Here is a 16,950-nt window from a genome sequence, read left to right on the forward strand (position 1 = left end):
TAGAGGAAAACTAAGCATGTTTTGCCCTTTTTGTGGGAAAGACGAGACCAAAGTCATTGACTCCCGATTGGTCGCTGATGGTCATCAGGTTCGGCGTCGACGGGAATGTGGTGCCTGTCATGAGCGCTTCACTACTTTTGAGTCTGCTGAGCTGGTGATGCCCCGTATCGTCAAACGCGATGGCTCACGTGAGCCTTTTAATGAAGATAAACTTCGCAGCGGCTTGCTACGCTCACTGGAAAAACGACCGGTTGCAACGGAACAAACAGAGCAACTGATCAACAAAGTCAAATCACAACTGCGGGCCACCGGGGAGCGTGAAGTCAGTAGCCAGTTGCTCGGTAACCTGATTATGGATGAGCTGGTGCTGCTGGATAAAGTCGCTTATGTCCGCTTTGCCTCGGTCTACCGTTCCTTCAAAGACATCCGTGAATTTGGCGAAGCCATTGCAAAGCTTGGAGATGAGCAGTGAGCTTTAGTGCCGACGATCATCGTTTTATGGCCCGCGCTATTGAGCTGGCGGCTAAAGGACGTTTTACCACTTCCCCCAATCCCAATGTTGGCGCTGTACTGGTGCACGATGGTGTGGTGGTGGGCGAAGGTTACCATCATCAGGCGGGTGGGCCCCATGCTGAAGTCGTGGCTTTGCAGCAAGCCGCAGAGCTGGCACGCGGCGCCGATTGTTATGTCACCCTGGAGCCTTGCAGCCATTATGGCCGGACTCCTCCTTGCGCTGAAGCCTTAATCAAGGCTGGCGTGCGCCGGGTGGTGATGGCGATGCAGGATCCCAATCCACAGGTAGCTGGCCGGGGTGTTGCGCTGTTGCAGGCGGCAGGTATTCAGGTGCAAAGCGGCTTGATGGCCAGCAGTGCCAGAGCCTTGAATGCCGGCTTTTTAAGCCGTATGGAGCAGCAACGTCCTTTTGTCCGCTTAAAGCTGGCAGCCAGCCTGGATGGTAAAACCGCGCTGCGAAATGGTGCCAGCCAGTGGATCACCTCAAAAGAGGCCCGGGCCGATGTGCAATGGCAACGGGCGCAAAGCTGCGCGGTGTTATCTACGGCTGAAACCGTGCTGCGGGATGGAGCCAGGTTAACCCTCCGGCCTGAACAGGCCAGTGCAGCCATCACCCCACTGCAGGATGGCAGCTACCGCCAACCGTTGCGTATTGTGCTGGACCGGCAACAGCGCTTAACTGGCAATGAGCCACTGTTTCAGCAAGCAGGGCCTATTGTGCTGGTGTATCCAGCGGGTTCTGCCGCTTTAGCTCTGGCTGGTGCCAGAACGCTCTTGGTGCCATGCAGCGAGGACGGCTACTTTGAGCTGGCGGCTTTGATGTTGGCGTTGGCACAGGATGGGATCAACAGCATTTGGGTCGAGGCTGGTGCCCGCCTGGCGGGCTCACTAATGCGTGCTCAGTTGGTCGATGAGTTCTGGTTGTATCAGGCGCCGAAGCTGCTGGGCGATCAGGCGCGTGGTTTGGTGGATGGTCCTGAATTTACAGATTTGACCCAAGCCTATGCTTTGCAATGGCAGGATATTCGTCAGCTTGGGCCGGATGTACGTTTTATTGCAACAGTACAGGGCAGGGGATAGCATGTTTACCGGAATTATTGAGGCCATTGGTTCTATTCGCTCCTGCCACAAAACAGGGCAGGGCATGCAGCTTTGGATTGAAAGTCCACAACTGGACTTTTCGGATGTAAAGCTGGGTGACAGCATTGCCAGCAATGGTGTTTGTCTGACGGTTACTGCAACCGACGGCGACGCCTTCCGGGCCGATCTTTCGGCTGAAACTTTAAGCCGTACTTTGTTTGCAGACTACCAGCGCGGTCAAAGGGTCAACCTGGAAAAAGCCTTATTGCCGAGTAGCCGGCTTGGCGGCCATTTGGTGAGTGGGCATGTGGATGGCGTGGGGCAGATCCGCGCTATCGACAAAACATCCGACAGCTGGGAGCTGTGGCTGAGTATGCCAGCAGCGCTTAGCCGTTACATCGCCGAGAAAGGATCCATTACCGTGGATGGCATTAGTCTGACTGTGAATGAGTTAACCCAGGATGCTTTTCGCCTGACGATAGTGCCTCATACGGCCTTGGTGACGACACTGCAGCAGGCCCGGGTGGGTAGCCGGTTGCACCTGGAGGTGGATTTGATTGCCCGCTATCTGGAACGCTTACTGCAAGACAAGACGCCTGCTATGGCTGGTGTCAGTACCGATTTACTCCGGGCCCGCGGTTTTATCTGAGCTGGTCGATATTTTGAAAAGATGAGTCTGAGAAGGTCTTTATGCAATTAAACAGCACGGCAGAAATTATTGAAGACATTCGCCAGGGGCGGATGGTGATCCTGATGGATGACGAAGACAGAGAAAACGAAGGTGATCTGGTGATGGCAGCCGAGTACGTCACGCCGGAGGCCATTAATTTTATGGCGACGCACGGCCGTGGTTTGATTTGCCTGACCTTAACCGAAGATCGTTGCAAGCAATTGAATTTGCCGTTGATGGTCGATAGCAATAAATCGCAGTTCAGTACTGCTTTTACGTTGTCGATAGAAGCCGCAGAAGGCGTGACAACGGGCATTTCTGCTGCCGATAGAGCCCGTACGGTCAAAGCGGCAGTGGCGCGCGATGCCCGAGCCAGTGACATTGTCCAGCCTGGTCATATCTTTCCGCTGAAAGCACAAAACGGCGGGGTGCTGAACCGTGCCGGCCATACCGAAGCTGGCTGTGATCTGACCCGTATGGCAGGGCTTGAACCTGCTGCTGTGATTGTTGAGATCCTTAACGAGGATGGCACCATGGCGCGGCGGCCGGATTTGGAAAAATTTGCGGCCAAGCACCACATCAAAATTGGCACCATTGCCGATCTGATTGAATACCGCAACCTGAATGAAACCACCATTGAACAGGTTGCTCGTTGCCAGCTTAGCACCGATGTCGGGGATTTTGAGTTGGTAACGTTCAGAGATACCATTGATAACCAGATCCACTTTGCATTGGTCAAAGGGGACATTAAGGCCGACGAGCCTTGTCTGGTTCGTGTGCATTTGCACAACACCTTCAGTGATTTGCTACTGGCCGACCGTGCGGCCAATCGAAGCATTCCATTGCACAAGGCCATGCAGCGTATTGCGAATGAAGGCGGTGTGCTGGTACTGCTGGGCAAGCACGAAAGCCCGGAAGCTCTGATACGGATGGTGCAGGCTTTTGAAGCCGAAGACAAAGGCGAACAACCGAAGTCGGCACCATGGCAAGGAACTTCCCGCACCGTAGGGGTTGGGTCACAAATCCTGGCCAGCCTGGGGGTTGGTAAGATGCGTTTATTGAGCAAACCGAAAAAATACCATGCTTTATCCGGCTTTGGGCTGGAAGTAGTGGATTACGTCTGCGACTAGTTGGTTGTTGCTATAATCCTTCGGCTTTGCCGCAGTTGTGGTATCATACGCGGCGATTTTGAATTTGAACCAATTGGAGCTGCAAGATGCAGGTAATTGAAGCAGGCATGACTGCCCCGAATAAGAAGTTTGCGCTGGTAGTGGCGCGCTTTAACAGTTTTATCGTTGAAAGCTTGCTGCAAGGCGCTATTGATACGTTAAAACGTGTTGGTCAGGTCCGTGATGAAGACATCACCGTGATTCGGGTGCCGGGTGCTTTTGAACTGCCTTTGGCGGTTCAACGGGTGGCTGCCAGCAAAAAATACGATGCCATCATAGCCTTAGGCGCTGTGATCCGTGGTGGTACGCCGCACTTTGAGTACGTCTCGTCCGAGTGTACCAAGGGCATTGGTCAGGTTGCGATGCAACAAGACTTGCCGGTGGCTTTTGGGGTGTTGACGGTGGACTCTATCGAGCAAGCCATTGAGCGCGCCGGTACCAAAGCTGGCAATAAAGGTGCTGAAGCGGCCATGTCTGCGCTTGAGATGGTTAACCTGCTTGAGCAGTTGTGAGGACTCCTGAATGAAACCCAATGCGCGTCGTAAGTCACGCTCGTTAGCCGTGCAGGGCATTTACAGTTGGCAGCTCAGCCAGAATAAGATTCAGGACATTGAGCAGCAATTGCTGTTAGAAAATAACGTGAAGCAGCTGGATGTTGCCTATTTTCAGGACCTGTTGCGTGGTGTGGTTAGTTACCATCAAACGCTGGACGAGCTGTTGAAGCCGTTCTTAGATCGCCCTTTCGATGAAATTGACCAGGTAGAAAAAGCCATTTTGCGTGTCTCAGGCTATGAGATGAAGTACCGGCTGGATGTGCCCTACAAAGTGGTGATTAACGAAGCCATCGAACTGGCAAAATCCTTTGCTGCCGACGACAGTCACAAGTTTGTTAACGGCATTCTGGACAAAGCGGTTCGCACACTGCGACCAAACTAAAGGACAGCCGGCACCCTAGCCGGCTTTTTTCTGTTATGGGTGAATTCGAAGTTATACAACGCTATTTTGCCAACTCTGGCCGTGCACGCACAGACACGCTGCTTGGGGTGGGGGATGATGGTGCTGTGTTGCAACTACGTGATGGTTATGATCTGGTAGTGACCACCGACACCATGGTGGCTGGCACGCATTTTTTCCCGGATGTGGATCCCAGAGCTTTGGGTCACAAGCTGGTTGCCGTGAATATCAGTGATTTAGCGGCGATGGGCGCTGAGCCGGCCTGGTTATCACTGGCCATGACCTTGCCTAAAGTTGATGATGCCTGGTTGGCTGCTTTTGCGGCAGCTTTCAGTGAGACGGCCGATTACTACGATTGCCAGTTGGTTGGTGGGGATACTACCCGTGGGCCTATGACTTTCACTGTGGTTGCCAAAGGCCAGGTACCGCATGGCAAAATGCTAACCCGCCAAGGAGCCAAAGTCGGTGACTTTATCTATGTGACCGGAACTTTAGGTGATGCTGGCTTGGGCCTGCGTTTGTGCCAGGGCCAGGTCGAAGTGAGTAAGAAGCATCGTGCCCATATTCTGCAGCGTTTTCACTACCCGACCGCTCGCCTGGCCATTGGGCAGGCATTACGGACGGTTGCCAGCAGTGCGATGGATTTGTCGGACGGTCTTTACTCGGATATTCAGCATCTGATGCATCGCTCTGTTGTTGGCGCTAGCCTGGACGTAGAGCGTTTGCCATTGTCGCAGGCCCTTAAAGACAGCTGTGATCGCAGTACGGCTTTAGCACTTGCCTTATCGGGTGGTGAAGATTATGAGTTACTGTTCACGGTGCCGGAAAGCAAAAAAAGCATGCTGGATGTATTACTGGCCCCTTATGGAGTACCCGTTACTTGCATTGGCCGGATCACCGGCGCTGCCGGCAAGCTGGAGCTGCGAGCTGGTAATGAAGCTTTTGCCTATGAACACCGGGGCTTTGAGCATTTCGAAAAATGAAAGCACAGTTTAATCTGAAAAAATGGCAACATCTGCTGGCGCTTGGTTTTGGCTCCGGGCTGGCGCCGAAAGCACCGGGGACTTTTGGTACCCTGGCCGCAGTGCCGCTGGTGGCTGGCTTGATGTTAAGTCCGCTTTGGTTGTATCTGTTGATTGTACTGGCTGCCTGGGCTTTGGGCATTTATGTCTGCGAGGTGACAGCACGTGATGTGGGCGTGCATGATCATGGTGCCATTGTCTGGGATGAAATCGTCGGGCTGGCAGTGACCATGATCCTGGTACCATTGTCGGCCTGGAACCTACTGCTGGGCTTTGTGTTGTTCCGCTTCTTTGATATTGTAAAGCCTTGGCCCATTCGCTGGTTGGATCAAAAAGTGGGCGGTGGTCATGGTATTATGTTGGATGATATTGTAGCTGGTGTGATGGCTTGTCTGGTGTTGCACGGCTTGTTTTGGTGGTTTGGATAACTGGGAGTTCAGGCATGGCGCTGAGGTGCTGCTGGATTTGGTTGCTGTTCAGCTTTTCGCTTCAGGCAGCTGTGGAGCTGTCACTGCATGATTACGATATTAAGCAGTGGGGCAACTCGGAAGGCCTTTCATCCAGTTCAGTACGAGCGCTGACGCAAGATGCAGACGGTTACATCTGGGCTGGCACTTTGCATGGGCTCAGCCGGTTTGATGGCTTAAGCTTTCAAAACTTCACCAGCCAGCAGCATCGCCAACTGGCCAGCAATGCCATTACGTCCTTGCTAACGGACTCTGAGGGCATGATCTGGGTTGGTACCAAGGCTGGCCTGAGCCGGCTGGAGCCGGATAAACTTCGCTTTGAACGTTTTAGTATTTTAAGTGAAGTCTCGGCTATGGTTGAAGTACAGCCGGGTGAGATCTGGGTGGCCGCAGAGCACTTATTTCGTATCCAGCATGATCAGGTGAGCCGGGTCAGCACCATCCGCCAGCCGGTTCGGCAGATGCGGAAATTCGGACAGTCATTGTGGTTAACAACCAGCCAGCATCTGATCCGTTATGAACTGGACTCCGAGCAGCAACACATCTATAGCTTGCCATCCGAGCTGATGCAAAGCCCTGTGTACGATATTTCGGTGGATGCAGACCAGGTACACCTGGCTACTGAGGTGGGTTATTATCATCTGACCCCTGATGGTACTATAGTGCGCTGCGAGTTGATGGCGCAGGAAAGCAGTGCTATATACCGCATTTTTAAAGACAGTCGGGGCTCTGACTGGATATCGAGTTACAGCCGTTTATTTCATCGTCACCCCGGACAACGCTGGCAGTCTATCAGTGCGGATGAGCTGGGCAGCAGCCCGTGGTTTTACGATATTTTTGAAGACAAAGATCAGAATATCTGGCTGGCAAGCTTTAGTGACGGTATCTTCCGGGCATCGCCGGGACATGTCCGGCGCGTTCTGGGCCAAGGGCAGCAGGATGTGGTGGTGCGAAGCCTTGCGGTTACCCCGGAGCAACGTTTAGTGATTGCCAGTCAGTCTGGCCTGGGTTATTTGAGCCAGCACGGCCAGTATCAGCCATTATTGACTGAACAGCAAATGGGTTCGCAGACCATCCATGATTTTCACTTTTCCAGCGATGAGTGGTTGCTGGCGATGGATTCCGGTTTGTTTTCCTATGTGCCGGGCAGCGCACAGCTCAATCCGGTTGCGGCGGAGATGCAAGGCACTACTATTCGCTTTATTGAGCCCCGAAAAGCCGGAGGCCTCTGGCTAGGTGGCAGCTCAGGCTTGTATGTCTGGCAGGATGCGGAGTTGACTCCTTTTGCGTTAAATCATGAGCTTGAATCGCGTCATGTCACGGTGCTGCAGGAGCGGGATTGGTATCAGGTCGTTGGTACCACGCGCGGCCTTTATCAATTACAACAACGGCGGATGCAGCGGCTGGGTATTGGTAGCCCGCTTTACAACAGCTATATTACCGCTTTGTTGGTGTTGCCGGATGAAACCCTGTTGGTTGCCACCCTGGATGATGGCCTCTTTATTCGCTACCCGGATGCGGAGTGGCGACACTTTGATAACAGCAATGGCTTACCACATAGCCCCATCGTGAGCATGTTGCATGATACTGAGCTGAATCAATTATGGTTCAGCTCATTAAAAGGTGTATTTCGGCTGCCAGCCGATGTGTTGGTTCGGTTTCGGGATGATCCATTTCAGGCTGAGCAGGTACTGGCTCCGTATCAGCGTCAGCTTGGCACACCTCCAGGCCGTTGCTGCAATGGTGCAGGTCATGCCAAGGTTGCCTTGTGGCAGGATCAAGTCTGGTATCCGAGTTTGCAGGGTGTTGTAGCCATCGATCGCACCTTTAAAAGCAGCAGGGATGCCGACTTCAGGCCTTTGCTGCAACACATTGTGGGTCAGCGCAAGTACCCATTGCATCGTAACCAGGCGCGCGTGGTATTACCGGTGAACGAGCGTAGCCTGAGTATCCATTATACTGCTTTGGACTATTTCCATGCAGCAGCACTGGAGTTTCGTTACAAACTGCAAGGTTTTGATGCGGAATGGCAATACGCTTCCAGCCGGCGGGAAGCCATTTACACCAACCTGCCACCAGGACACTACCGCTTTGCCGTGCAGGTCCGGCGGCAAGGGCAAAGCTGGGCCGAAGCGCCGGTCAGCACCCTGGAGCTGATATTTCCACGCCGTTTTGATGAAACTGTTTTTTTCCAGGTACTCTGGTTTGCGTTATTAGGGCTGATTTTTTACAGCATATTATGGCTGTTGCGCAAGAACAACGCATCAAAGCAGCAGGAGTTAGCCCGTCTAGTGCGCCAGCGTACGCAGGAGCTGGAAAACAGCAATAATCAGTTGAATGTATTGAATGCACAGTTAGGCCAATTGGTATACAAGGACAGCCTGACTGGGTTACGAAACCGGCGTTTTCTGTTTGAACAACTGCCCAAAGATATCGAGCATTACCAGCGAAATCGTCAGAGTCTGGAGCAGCAGGGTAAATGTGTCGCCTTGGTTCATCTTGATCTGGATGGCTTTAAATCGATCAACGATCAGTTTGGTCAGGCCGCTGGCGATAGTTTATTGCAGCAGGTCAGTGGATTGCTGCTTAGAGAAAGCCGGGGTTCGGATTACGTGGTTCGTTATGCCGGTGAGGAGTTCTTGCTGGTGTTACGGGATATCGACACCGAGCTGCTGTGGGAGCTGGTTACCAAGCTGCATCAACTGATTGGCGGCACGCGTTTCCAGTTACCGGATGGTGGCCGTATCCAGTTGAGTTGTTCTATTGGTTACTCAATTTACCCATTGCAGCTGATCGGCGGCCAACTGATGAACTGGGAGTTGTCGTTGCAACTGGCTGAAATGGCGATGTACCGTGTAAAGCATGAGGGCAAAAATGGTTTTGCAACCATCACCTTTGATCAGCAAGTGGATGCTTTTGAGTTTGAAGAAACTATGCACATTGAAGCTCAGGTAGAGCAGCTGTTATCTGAAGGCTTGGCGCGTTTTAAAATTCAAAGAGAAGAACAAGAAAGTGATGAGCAACAACAATCCAACGGATAAGCTGGTCTGTTGTTGCTCAAAGCAATCAGGCTAACCGTTGCCGGATGCTGCGTAATATCCCGGCTTCATCCAGCCCTAATTCGGCGTAAATTTCCTGCTGACTGCCATGTTTGATAAACTGATCTGGTAGGCCCAACTGCAGCAACTGACAAGGGTGTTGCTGCTGCAGTAGCATTTCTGCGACAGCAGAGCCTGCCCCTCCCAACACAGCGCCATCTTCAATGGTCACCAATAATTCATGCTCTGCGGCCAGCTCAGCCAACAAAGTCTGATCCAATGGCTTGATAAAGCGCATATTGACTAAGGTGGCGTCCAGTGTTTCAGCAACCGTATGGCAGCTTTGCAGTAAGGGCCCGAACGCCAGGATGGCTACCTGCTTGCCTTGCCGTACTTTCAGTCCTTTGCCTAGGGTCAGGGGCTGCATCTCCGATGTTGGTACAACGCCATTACCACTTCCACGCGGATAGCGGACCGCTGCCGGGCCAGCATGCTGGTAACCTGTGTACAGCATTTGCCGGCACTCGTTTTCATCGGCCGGGGCCATCAGTACCAGATTAGGAATACAGCGTAAAAAGCTGATATCAAAAGCACCCTGGTGGGTGGGCCCATCCTGACCGACCACACCGGCACGATCAATGGCAAAAAGCACATCCAGATTTTGCAGCGCAACATCATGGATCAGTTGATCGTATGCGCGCTGTAAAAATGTGGAGTAAATAGCTACCACAGGCTTTAAGCCTTCAATAGCAAGGCCTGCCGCCAGAGTGACTGCATGCTGCTCGGCAATGGCAACGTCGTAATAACGTTCTGGAAAGCGTTTTGAGAACTCCACCAGATCTGAGCCTTCCCGCATCGCGGGGGTAATGGCGTGCAGGCGTTTATCCTGCGCTGCCATATCGCAGATCCAACGACCAAATACATTGGAGAAACTGGGACGACCAGCGGCTTTGGCTGGCAAGCTGCTGCTGGTTGGATCGAATTTAGAGACGGCATGATAACCAATAGGATCCTGTTCTGCCGGGTGGTAGCCTTTGCCTTTTTTGGTGACCACATGCAGCAGTTGCGGGCCCTTCATGGTACGCATATTGCGGATGGTATCGGTCAGGCTAAGCACATCATGGCCATCGATGGGGCCTATGTAATTAAAGCCCAGCTCTTCGAAGAAGGTGCCTGGTGTTACCATGCCTTTGAAATGCTCTTCTGCCCGGCTGGCCAGTTCATGCAGGGGCGGGACGCCACTGAGGATTTTCTTGCCGCCCTCACGCAAATTGGTGTAGAAGTTACCGGATAAAATACGGGCAAAATATTTATTCAAAGCGCCGACATTTTCCGAAATCGACATGTCATTGTCATTCAGGATCACCAGCATATCGGGTTTGGTTTCCCCGGCATGGTTTAAGGCCTCAAAGGCCATGCCTGCAGTAATAGCACCATCGCCAATCACTGCGACCACCCGGCGGCCACTTTGCTCTGCCTGAGCCGCCAGCGCCATGCCAAGAGCTGCACTGATGGAGGTACTGGAGTGACCTACACTTAAGGTATCGTATTCACTTTCTTCCCGGTATGGAAAAGGGTGCAAGCCATCTTTTTGCCGGATGCTGCTCATCCGATCACGGCGTCCGGTCAGAATTTTGTGCGGGTAGGCCTGATGGCCTACATCCCAAATCAAGCGATCAAAGGGCGTATTGTAGACATAGTGTAAGGCTACCGTCAGTTCCACCGTGCCAAGGCCTGAGGCGAAGTGACCACTGCTTTGGCTCACACTATTGAGCAAAAAATCGCGTAATTCGTGACAGAGCCTGGGAAGCTTGTCCTGGGGGATCTGCCGTAATTGCTGTGGCAGGTTTGCCTGCGCCAGCAAAGGGTAGTTGTCGATATCAACAGTCATGCATCTGCCTTTGGTTTTAGTTTTTACGGGCAATTAGAAATTGCGCCAAGGCTTTTAAATCATCGCCCGGGTAGGGCAGTTGCTCCAGGGCTGCCAGTGCATCCTGATGCAATAATTCAGCTTTGCGCTTTGCCTCTGATAGCCCCAGCAAGGCCGGGTAGGTTGCTTTGTTGGCCTGGTGATCAGAGCCCTGGGGCTTGCCTAGTGTTTCAGTATCGCTTTCAATATCAAGGATATCGTCCTGCACCTGGAATGCCAGGCCTAATGAGGCGGCAAAACGGCGTAAAAGCTCCAATTCCTCAGGAGCCGTTGCAGGGCTGGCCAGCCAGGCCAGCTCAATGGCGCACTGGATCAATGCGCCCGTTTTTAAGCAGTGCATTTGCTCCAGTGTTTCCAGGTTAAAACCCTGATTGGTGTGTGCCAGGTCGATGGCCTGACCGGCGCACATGCCGGCTGCCCCCCCGGCTTTTGCCAACTGCTGTACCATTGCCAGTACGCGCTGCGCAGGAACTTGTTGGTAACTATGGCTGCTAAGTATATCAAATGCCAGGCTTTGAATGGCATCACCGGCTAAAATTGCGGTCGCTTCATCAAAGGCAATGTGGCAAGTAGGCTTGCCGCGACGCAGTGCATCGTTGTCCATGGCTGGCAGGTCATCGTGGATCAGCGAGTAGCAATGGATGGCCTCGAGTGCTGCCGCAGGCGCATCCAGGTCCTCGAGCCTGGCCCCTAGCATCAAACCACAGCGATACACCAGCGAAGGGCGTATCCGCTTACCTCCAAGTAAAATACTGTAGTGCATGGCCTGTTGCAGGGATTGGGCGGCTACGTCCTGTTGCTGCAGTTGTTGCTGCAATACCTGCTCAACCCGTGCCTGGTCAAGTGCTAAAAATGCTGGTTTCACGCCGGTTCATCATCCTGATTGGTAAAGGGAACCAGTTCATTCTGGCCGTCTTTTTGCAATAGTTGGTGCACTTGTTGTTCGGCCTGCTGCAATTGCTGCTGGCTTTGCCGGGATAACTGAATGCCCCGTTCAAACTGCCGTAAGGATTCATCCAATGACAGATCGCCTTGCTCCAGCTGTTGAACAATTTGTTCCAGCTCGGTCAATTGCTGTTCGAACTGACTCAAATCGGTTTTCTTTTTTGCCATGCGTTCCTCGTTCCAAACCCGCGGGCGAAGTGCCTTGACCCGCTATTATGGCGAATCAACCACAGCTTTTGAACTGGTTTTACCGGAAAAGTGAATTTAAGCTTTGTTTTACTTTGTCGATAAACAGCTATCGGCTAAGATAAAAGCAATAAAGCTCAATCATTTGTCCGGCGCGGGGAGTCAGGTGTGGATTTAGCAACGCTCATAGGTCTGGTTGGTGCCATTGGTTTTATCATCATGGCTATGATCATCGGCAGTGCCGGCGATCCGGGGATGTTTGCCGATGTGGTGTCTTTGTTGATTGTGGTCGGTGGTTCTCTGTTTGTGGTAATTGCCAAGTTTCCCCTTGGGCAATTTTTTGGTGTTGGCAAAGTGATGGTCAAAGCCTTCATGTTCAAAATTGAAGAAGCTGAGGAGCTGATTGAGCAGGCCGTCCAATTGGCTGACTCCGCCCGTAAGGGGGGCTTTTTGGCGCTGGAGGAGGCGGAGATATCCAACACTTTTATGCAAAAAGGCATCAATATGCTGGTAGATGGTCACGATGGCGATGTGGTGCGGGCCACATTACTCAAAGATATTAGCCTGACAGAGAAACGTCACGAGCAGGGAGTCAGCATTTTCCGAAGCTTAGGAGATGTTGCACCTGCCATGGGCATGATTGGTACTCTGATTGGTCTGGTGGCTATGTTGTCCAATATGGATGATCCTAAGGCCATTGGCCCGGCGATGGCGGTTGCATTGTTAACCACCTTGTACGGTGCTTTTATTGCAAATGTGATTGCCATTCCCATTGCAGATAAGCTGGCGCTGCGCAACGAACAGGAAAAGTTGAATAATCAGCTGATCCTGGATGCCATTTTAGGCATTCAGGACGGTCAGAACCCGAAAGTCATTGAAGGACTGCTACGTAATTACATTGCGCAAGGCAAGCGTGAAGTGGCAGTTGAAGAAGGCTAACGGCTATGAGAGAAGAAACCCAAGAGTGTAAATGCCCCCCCAAGGGACTGCCCCAGTACATGGGCACCTTTGCCGATCTGATGGCACTCTTGATGTGCTTCTTCGTCCTGTTACTGGCATTCTCAGAAATGGATGTGCTGAAATTTAAACAAATTGCTGGCTCAATGAAGTTTGCGTTTGGGGTGCAAAATAAGATTGAAGTGGAAGACATTCCAAAAGGCACCAGTGTGATTGCGCTGGAATTTCGGCCCGGACGTCCTGACCCAACCCCGATTGAGACTTTGCAACAGCAAACCATTGAAATTACTCAGCAAATGATAGAGTTTCAAGCCGGTGAGGAAGACTCCGCTGGCGGCCGCCAGGAACAGCAACAGGATCAAACCGGTGGTATGTCTGCCAGTACCGATGATGAGGTGTCTGAAAGTGATACTGAGGCAGCGCAGGCGCAACAGGAAGTGAACGAGCTGGTGAAGCGTATTGCCGATCAAATGGAGCAACAGATTTTGGATGGTGCTATCGAGTTGGAATCGTTAGGCCAGCAGATCATTATTCGTATTCGTGAGAATGGTTCTTTCCCATCTGGCTCGTCGTTTTTGCAGCCGCGTTTTAAACCCATCATTCAACAAATCGGTGGCTTGTTAACAGAAATTCCTGGTGAAATTACGGTGACCGGACACACGGATGATGCGGTGATAGCAGACGAGTTACACGACAACAACTGGGACTTATCGGCCAAGCGGGCTGTGGCTGTGGCGACTGAAATGCTCAAAGCGCCGGGCTTTGATAAAAACCGGTTGGCTGTGGTTGGTTATGCCGATACCAGACCTTTGGTGCCGAATACCAGCGATCTGAATCGACGCCGCAATCGTCGGGTTGAAATTTCCATTATGCAGGGGCAGGCGAAAGAGTCGGATCCGATCAGTTTGGAAAATTAGCGCTGGAAAACCAGCGTTAGTCAGGCTGGTAGCGATCAGGTATAATGCCGGGCTTTATTAGCAAGATTAGCCCGGCAATGCTCGAATTTATTATTAAACTGCACTCTGAAATCACCATCAAAAGCAAGTCGGTGCGTAAGCGCCAGACCAAGCTACTGCAACAAAACCTGAAAACCATCCTGCTGCAACTGGATCCAGCAATACGCATTGAGAGCCACTGGGACCATCTGATGGTGTTGGTGCCTGAAGCCAGCCCGCAGTTACGGGCCCAGTTGATCGAGCGACTGGCCTGTATTCCGGGCATCGCGCAGTTTGCTGAAATGCAATCGAGCAGCTTTAGCAGTCTGGACGATATTTATCAGCAGGTGCTGCCGGTATTCGCCGACAAAATCGCAGGCAAAAGCTTTTGTGTACGGGTGCGGCGTGCCGGTTCGCACGACTTCAGTTCGACCGAAGTTGAGCGTTATGTCGGGGGTGGTTTGAATCAGCAGGTGCCAACAGCCCGGGTGCAATTGAAAAATCCGGATCTGACGGTGCAACTGGAAGTCCGTAAGGACAAACTGATTATGGTGCGGGCGCAGTATGCCGGCATGGGCGGTTTTCCTTTGCCTTCGCAGTCCGATGCTTTGTCCTTGATTTCAGGTGGCTTTGATTCTGCGGTCAGCAGCTATCTGATGATCAAAAAGGGCATGCGCAATCACTATCTGTTTTTTAACCTGGGGGGCAAGGCGCACGAGACCGGGGTCCGTGAAATTGCGTATTTCCTTTGGCAAAAATACAGTTTGTCGCACAAGGTGAAATTTATCAGTGTGGATTTTGCTCCGGTGGTGGCTGAGATCCTGGAAAAATCTGAGCCGGGCCTGATGGGAGTGATTTTAAAACGGATGATGATGCGTGCCGCAGCCGATATCGCGCAGCAGCTTGGTATTCCGGCCATCGTGACCGGAGAGAGTGCCGGCCAGGTTTCCAGTCAGACACTGGAAAATCTGAATGTGATTGACCGGGTCACGCCGATGTTGATCCTGCGGCCGTTAATTGCACATGATAAGCAGGACATTATTGATATCGCCCGCAAAATTGGGGTCGAGGATATGGCTGCCAGTATGCCAGAGTACTGCGGGGTGATTTCCAACAAGCCAACGGTTAAGGCGCGCCTGGCGGATGTGGAAGCCAACGAGCAGCGTTTTGAGGCGGAAGTGCTGGCCAAGGTTGTTGCCGCTGCCAAGATTATGGATATCCGCACCATTGATTATCAGTCCAGTCAACAAGTGACAACCATTGAAGCTGTGCAGGCCATGCCATTGGATGCAATAGTGCTGGATATTCGCCGGCCCGATGAAGCCGAGGCCAGCCCACTGCAGGTGGCTGAGCATCAGGTGGTCGAGCTACCGTTTTACAAATTGGCCAGTCAGTTCAGTAGTTTGGCGCAGGACAAAGCCTATTACCTGTATTGCGATCAGGGGGTGATGAGCCGGATGCAGGCGTTATTGCTCAAAGATGAGGGCTATCAAAACGTGGGTGTTTATCAAAAACCCGCATCCTGACACTGTTGGTATAGTTGCTGGTGCTTGGGTAGCACCAGTCCACATCGTTCTGCCTCACGCAGCACAAAGCCGGTAATAAACGCCAGCTCGGTACGACGCCCTGCCAGTCGGTCTTGCAACATGGATGAGCGGTTGCTGGCAGTGCGCTGGATCACCTGCTGCAGTTGCTGCCAGGCTGCAGCCTGATCTTGCGGATAACCGACTGCTGCTGCCAGCAGGCAAAATTCGTTGAACAACCCATCCAGTTCAGCAGCAAAACGGGGACTTGCCAGTGCGCCGTTTGGCACCTGATGCAGTGCTGTTAATGGGTTGATCAGACAATTGATCAGCAATTTTTGCCATAAAAACGGCTGAATGTCTGTAACCCGTTGCAATGGTCCCAGAGCTTTTGCCAGGGCCCTTTGCCAATCAGGCTCCTGGTGGATGGCATTGGGCCCAATAGCGGCCAGTATTGAGTTACCACCACCGCTATGAACCACCTGACGAGTGGCTGCTTTATCCGCTTTGATGTAAGCACCATGGGTGGTGGTTAAAAACCATAGTTGTTGTTTGGGTTTTAATTCAGCCTGAATGCTGGCCAGTGTGCCTAAACCATTGTGACTAAGGATCAGGCTGGCATCTTCAGCCAGTTGCGGCTGCAATTGCCGGATGCAGTCCAAGGCGTCGTAAGCCTTGACGGCTATCAAAGCCAGCTTTGCTGCTTTGTCCTTTGGCCAGGGTGCAAACTGGTGCTGTTGCAGCGACCCTTCAAGCGCAGTGAAAGCCACCTTCAGTGGAGCAGGCTGTCGCAACCACAGTTGCACTCTTTCGCCTTTTTGCTGCAACCGGCAAGCGCTTAGCAGGCCAATGGCTCCTTTACCGACCACCAGCCAATCGGCCGAATTTTGCTGTATTGAGTTCGTCATCGTAGTACCAAAGCGCAACAATGCTCGGATTGTAGCAACTTTACCGCTATAATCGCGAGGTTTAATCAGCTTTGGAGTGACTATGCCATCTTTTGATATTGTGTCTGAAATCGAGCAGCAGGAAGTACAAAATGCGGTGGATAATGCCAACCGTGAACTGGATACCCGCTATGACTTCCGTGGTGTGGAAGCCAGCTTTAGTCTAACCGACCAGCAGGTCACTATGAAGGCGGATGCTGAATTCCAATTGCAGCAGATGTTGGAAATCTTCCGTGCTAAGGCTATTAAGCGCAATCTGGATGTACGCTCCTTTAAAGAAAACGACGTGGTGCATTCAGGGAAAACCTACAGCCAGACGTTAAGTCTGCTGCAGGGGATTGATACTGCCACCGCGAAAAAACTGGTGAAGCTGATCAAAGACAGCAAACTGAAAGTGCAGGCTTCTATTCAGGGAGACCAGGTACGGGTGACCGGCAAAAAGCGTGATGATTTGCAAGAGGCCATCGCCTTTATTAGACAAAGCGAGCTGGAGCAACCATTCCAGTTTACTAACTTCCGCGATTAACGCCCACGCTGCAAGCAAAGACCGGCTGCTTGGTGGCTCTGTCTTTGCTTGGCTGGTTTAGCCATCTGGATTTCTATTGACATTTTCC

General features: G+C 52.1%; 17 protein-coding genes. 13 read left to right on the plus strand and 4 right to left on the minus strand.

Going from position 1 to position 16,950, the window contains the following annotated elements; translation table 11 throughout:
• Positions 1-16 precede the first annotated feature (16 nt).
• The 9 genes from nrdR to QWF21_RS10675 all read left to right on the plus strand — a co-directional run bounded on the left by nrdR (position 17) and on the right by QWF21_RS10675 (position 8,916).
• A complete protein-coding gene (gene nrdR / locus QWF21_RS10635) occupies positions 17-472 on the plus strand; it encodes a transcriptional regulator NrdR (protein ID WP_330088031.1) in 456 nt (151 codons plus the stop codon).
• A complete protein-coding gene (ribD, locus tag QWF21_RS10640; RefSeq protein WP_330088032.1) occupies positions 469-1,593 on the plus strand; it encodes a bifunctional diaminohydroxyphosphoribosylaminopyrimidine deaminase/5-amino-6-(5-phosphoribosylamino)uracil reductase RibD in 1,125 nt (374 codons plus the stop codon). Before nrdR ends, ribD begins: the two co-directional genes overlap by 4 nt.
• 1 nt (position 1,594) lies before the next feature.
• Positions 1,595-2,242 (plus strand): riboflavin synthase, encoded by a 648-nt coding sequence (locus QWF21_RS10645; RefSeq protein ID WP_330088033.1) that lies wholly within the window; start codon positions 1,595-1,597, stop codon positions 2,240-2,242.
• 41 nt (positions 2,243-2,283) lie between these two features.
• Positions 2,284-3,393, plus strand: a complete 1,110-nt coding sequence (gene ribBA / locus QWF21_RS10650) for a bifunctional 3,4-dihydroxy-2-butanone-4-phosphate synthase/GTP cyclohydrolase II (RefSeq protein ID WP_330088034.1) — start codon at positions 2,284-2,286, stop codon at positions 3,391-3,393.
• An 86-nt stretch (positions 3,394-3,479) separates the two neighbouring features.
• Positions 3,480-3,944 (plus strand): 6,7-dimethyl-8-ribityllumazine synthase, encoded by a 465-nt coding sequence (gene ribH, locus QWF21_RS10655; protein WP_330088035.1) that lies wholly within the window; start codon positions 3,480-3,482, stop codon positions 3,942-3,944.
• 10 nt (positions 3,945-3,954) lie between these two features.
• Positions 3,955-4,368, plus strand: coding sequence for a transcription antitermination factor NusB (gene nusB, locus QWF21_RS10660; RefSeq protein WP_330088036.1), 414 nt, complete (start codon positions 3,955-3,957; stop codon positions 4,366-4,368).
• A 35-nt stretch (positions 4,369-4,403) separates the two neighbouring features.
• On the plus strand, positions 4,404-5,369 hold the full coding sequence (thiL, locus tag QWF21_RS10665; RefSeq protein WP_330088037.1) for a thiamine-phosphate kinase: 966 nt from the start codon (positions 4,404-4,406) through the stop codon (positions 5,367-5,369).
• Positions 5,366-5,836 (plus strand): phosphatidylglycerophosphatase A family protein, encoded by a 471-nt coding sequence (locus tag QWF21_RS10670; RefSeq protein ID WP_330088038.1) that lies wholly within the window; start codon positions 5,366-5,368, stop codon positions 5,834-5,836. Before thiL ends, QWF21_RS10670 begins: the two co-directional genes overlap by 4 nt.
• A 14-nt stretch (positions 5,837-5,850) precedes the next feature.
• Positions 5,851-8,916, plus strand: a complete 3,066-nt coding sequence (locus QWF21_RS10675) for a ligand-binding sensor domain-containing protein (protein ID WP_330088039.1) — start codon at positions 5,851-5,853, stop codon at positions 8,914-8,916.
• 25 nt (positions 8,917-8,941) lie between these two features.
• Here QWF21_RS10675 and dxs read toward each other — a convergent pair whose 3' ends face one another.
• The 3 genes from dxs to xseB are packed head-to-tail and all read right to left on the minus strand — an operon-like array spanning position 8,942 to position 11,956.
• Complete coding sequence (dxs, locus tag QWF21_RS10680) at positions 8,942-10,804, minus strand: 1-deoxy-D-xylulose-5-phosphate synthase (protein ID WP_330088040.1); 1,863 nt, start codon at positions 10,802-10,804, stop codon at positions 8,942-8,944.
• A gap of 16 nt (positions 10,805-10,820) precedes the next feature.
• Positions 10,821-11,708: a (2E,6E)-farnesyl diphosphate synthase gene (gene ispA, locus QWF21_RS10685; protein ID WP_330088041.1), complete on the minus strand. Its 888-nt coding sequence runs from the start codon at positions 11,706-11,708 to the stop codon at positions 10,821-10,823.
• Entirely contained in the window at positions 11,705-11,956 is a 252-nt protein-coding gene (gene xseB / locus QWF21_RS10690) for an exodeoxyribonuclease VII small subunit (RefSeq protein ID WP_330088042.1), read from the minus strand. The genes ispA and xseB overlap by 4 nt, the downstream gene beginning before the upstream one ends.
• A gap of 186 nt (positions 11,957-12,142) precedes the next feature.
• Here xseB and pomA point away from each other — a divergent pair, with 186 nt between their 5' ends.
• The 3 genes from pomA to thiI all read left to right on the plus strand — a co-directional run bounded on the left by pomA (position 12,143) and on the right by thiI (position 15,392).
• Positions 12,143-12,913, plus strand: coding sequence for a flagellar motor protein PomA (gene pomA, locus QWF21_RS10695; RefSeq protein ID WP_330088043.1), 771 nt, complete (start codon positions 12,143-12,145; stop codon positions 12,911-12,913).
• 5 nt (positions 12,914-12,918) lie between these two features.
• The gene (locus QWF21_RS10700; protein ID WP_330088044.1) at positions 12,919-13,848 is read left to right on the plus strand and encodes a flagellar motor protein MotB; all 930 of its coding nucleotides are present in this window, start codon (positions 12,919-12,921) and stop codon (positions 13,846-13,848) included.
• 77 nt (positions 13,849-13,925) lie between these two features.
• Positions 13,926-15,392, plus strand: coding sequence for a tRNA uracil 4-sulfurtransferase ThiI (gene thiI / locus QWF21_RS10705; RefSeq protein ID WP_330088045.1), 1,467 nt, complete (start codon positions 13,926-13,928; stop codon positions 15,390-15,392).
• On the opposite strand, the gene QWF21_RS10710 is transcribed toward thiI, so the two are convergent.
• A complete protein-coding gene (locus QWF21_RS10710; RefSeq protein ID WP_330088046.1) occupies positions 15,374-16,297 on the minus strand; it encodes a ketopantoate reductase family protein in 924 nt (307 codons plus the stop codon). The two genes, thiI and QWF21_RS10710, sit on opposite strands and share 19 nt — an antisense overlap.
• 82 nt (positions 16,298-16,379) lie before the next feature.
• Between QWF21_RS10710 and QWF21_RS10715 the strand changes: the two genes are divergently transcribed.
• Positions 16,380-16,862, plus strand: a complete 483-nt coding sequence (locus QWF21_RS10715; RefSeq protein ID WP_330088047.1) for a YajQ family cyclic di-GMP-binding protein — start codon at positions 16,380-16,382, stop codon at positions 16,860-16,862.
• Positions 16,863-16,950: the final 88 nt, after the last annotated feature.

Origin of the sequence: Alkalimonas mucilaginosa (genome assembly GCF_036327005.1) — a bacterium.
In the GTDB taxonomy this organism is placed as follows: domain Bacteria; phylum Pseudomonadota; class Gammaproteobacteria; order Enterobacterales; family Alteromonadaceae; genus Alkalimonas; species Alkalimonas mucilaginosa.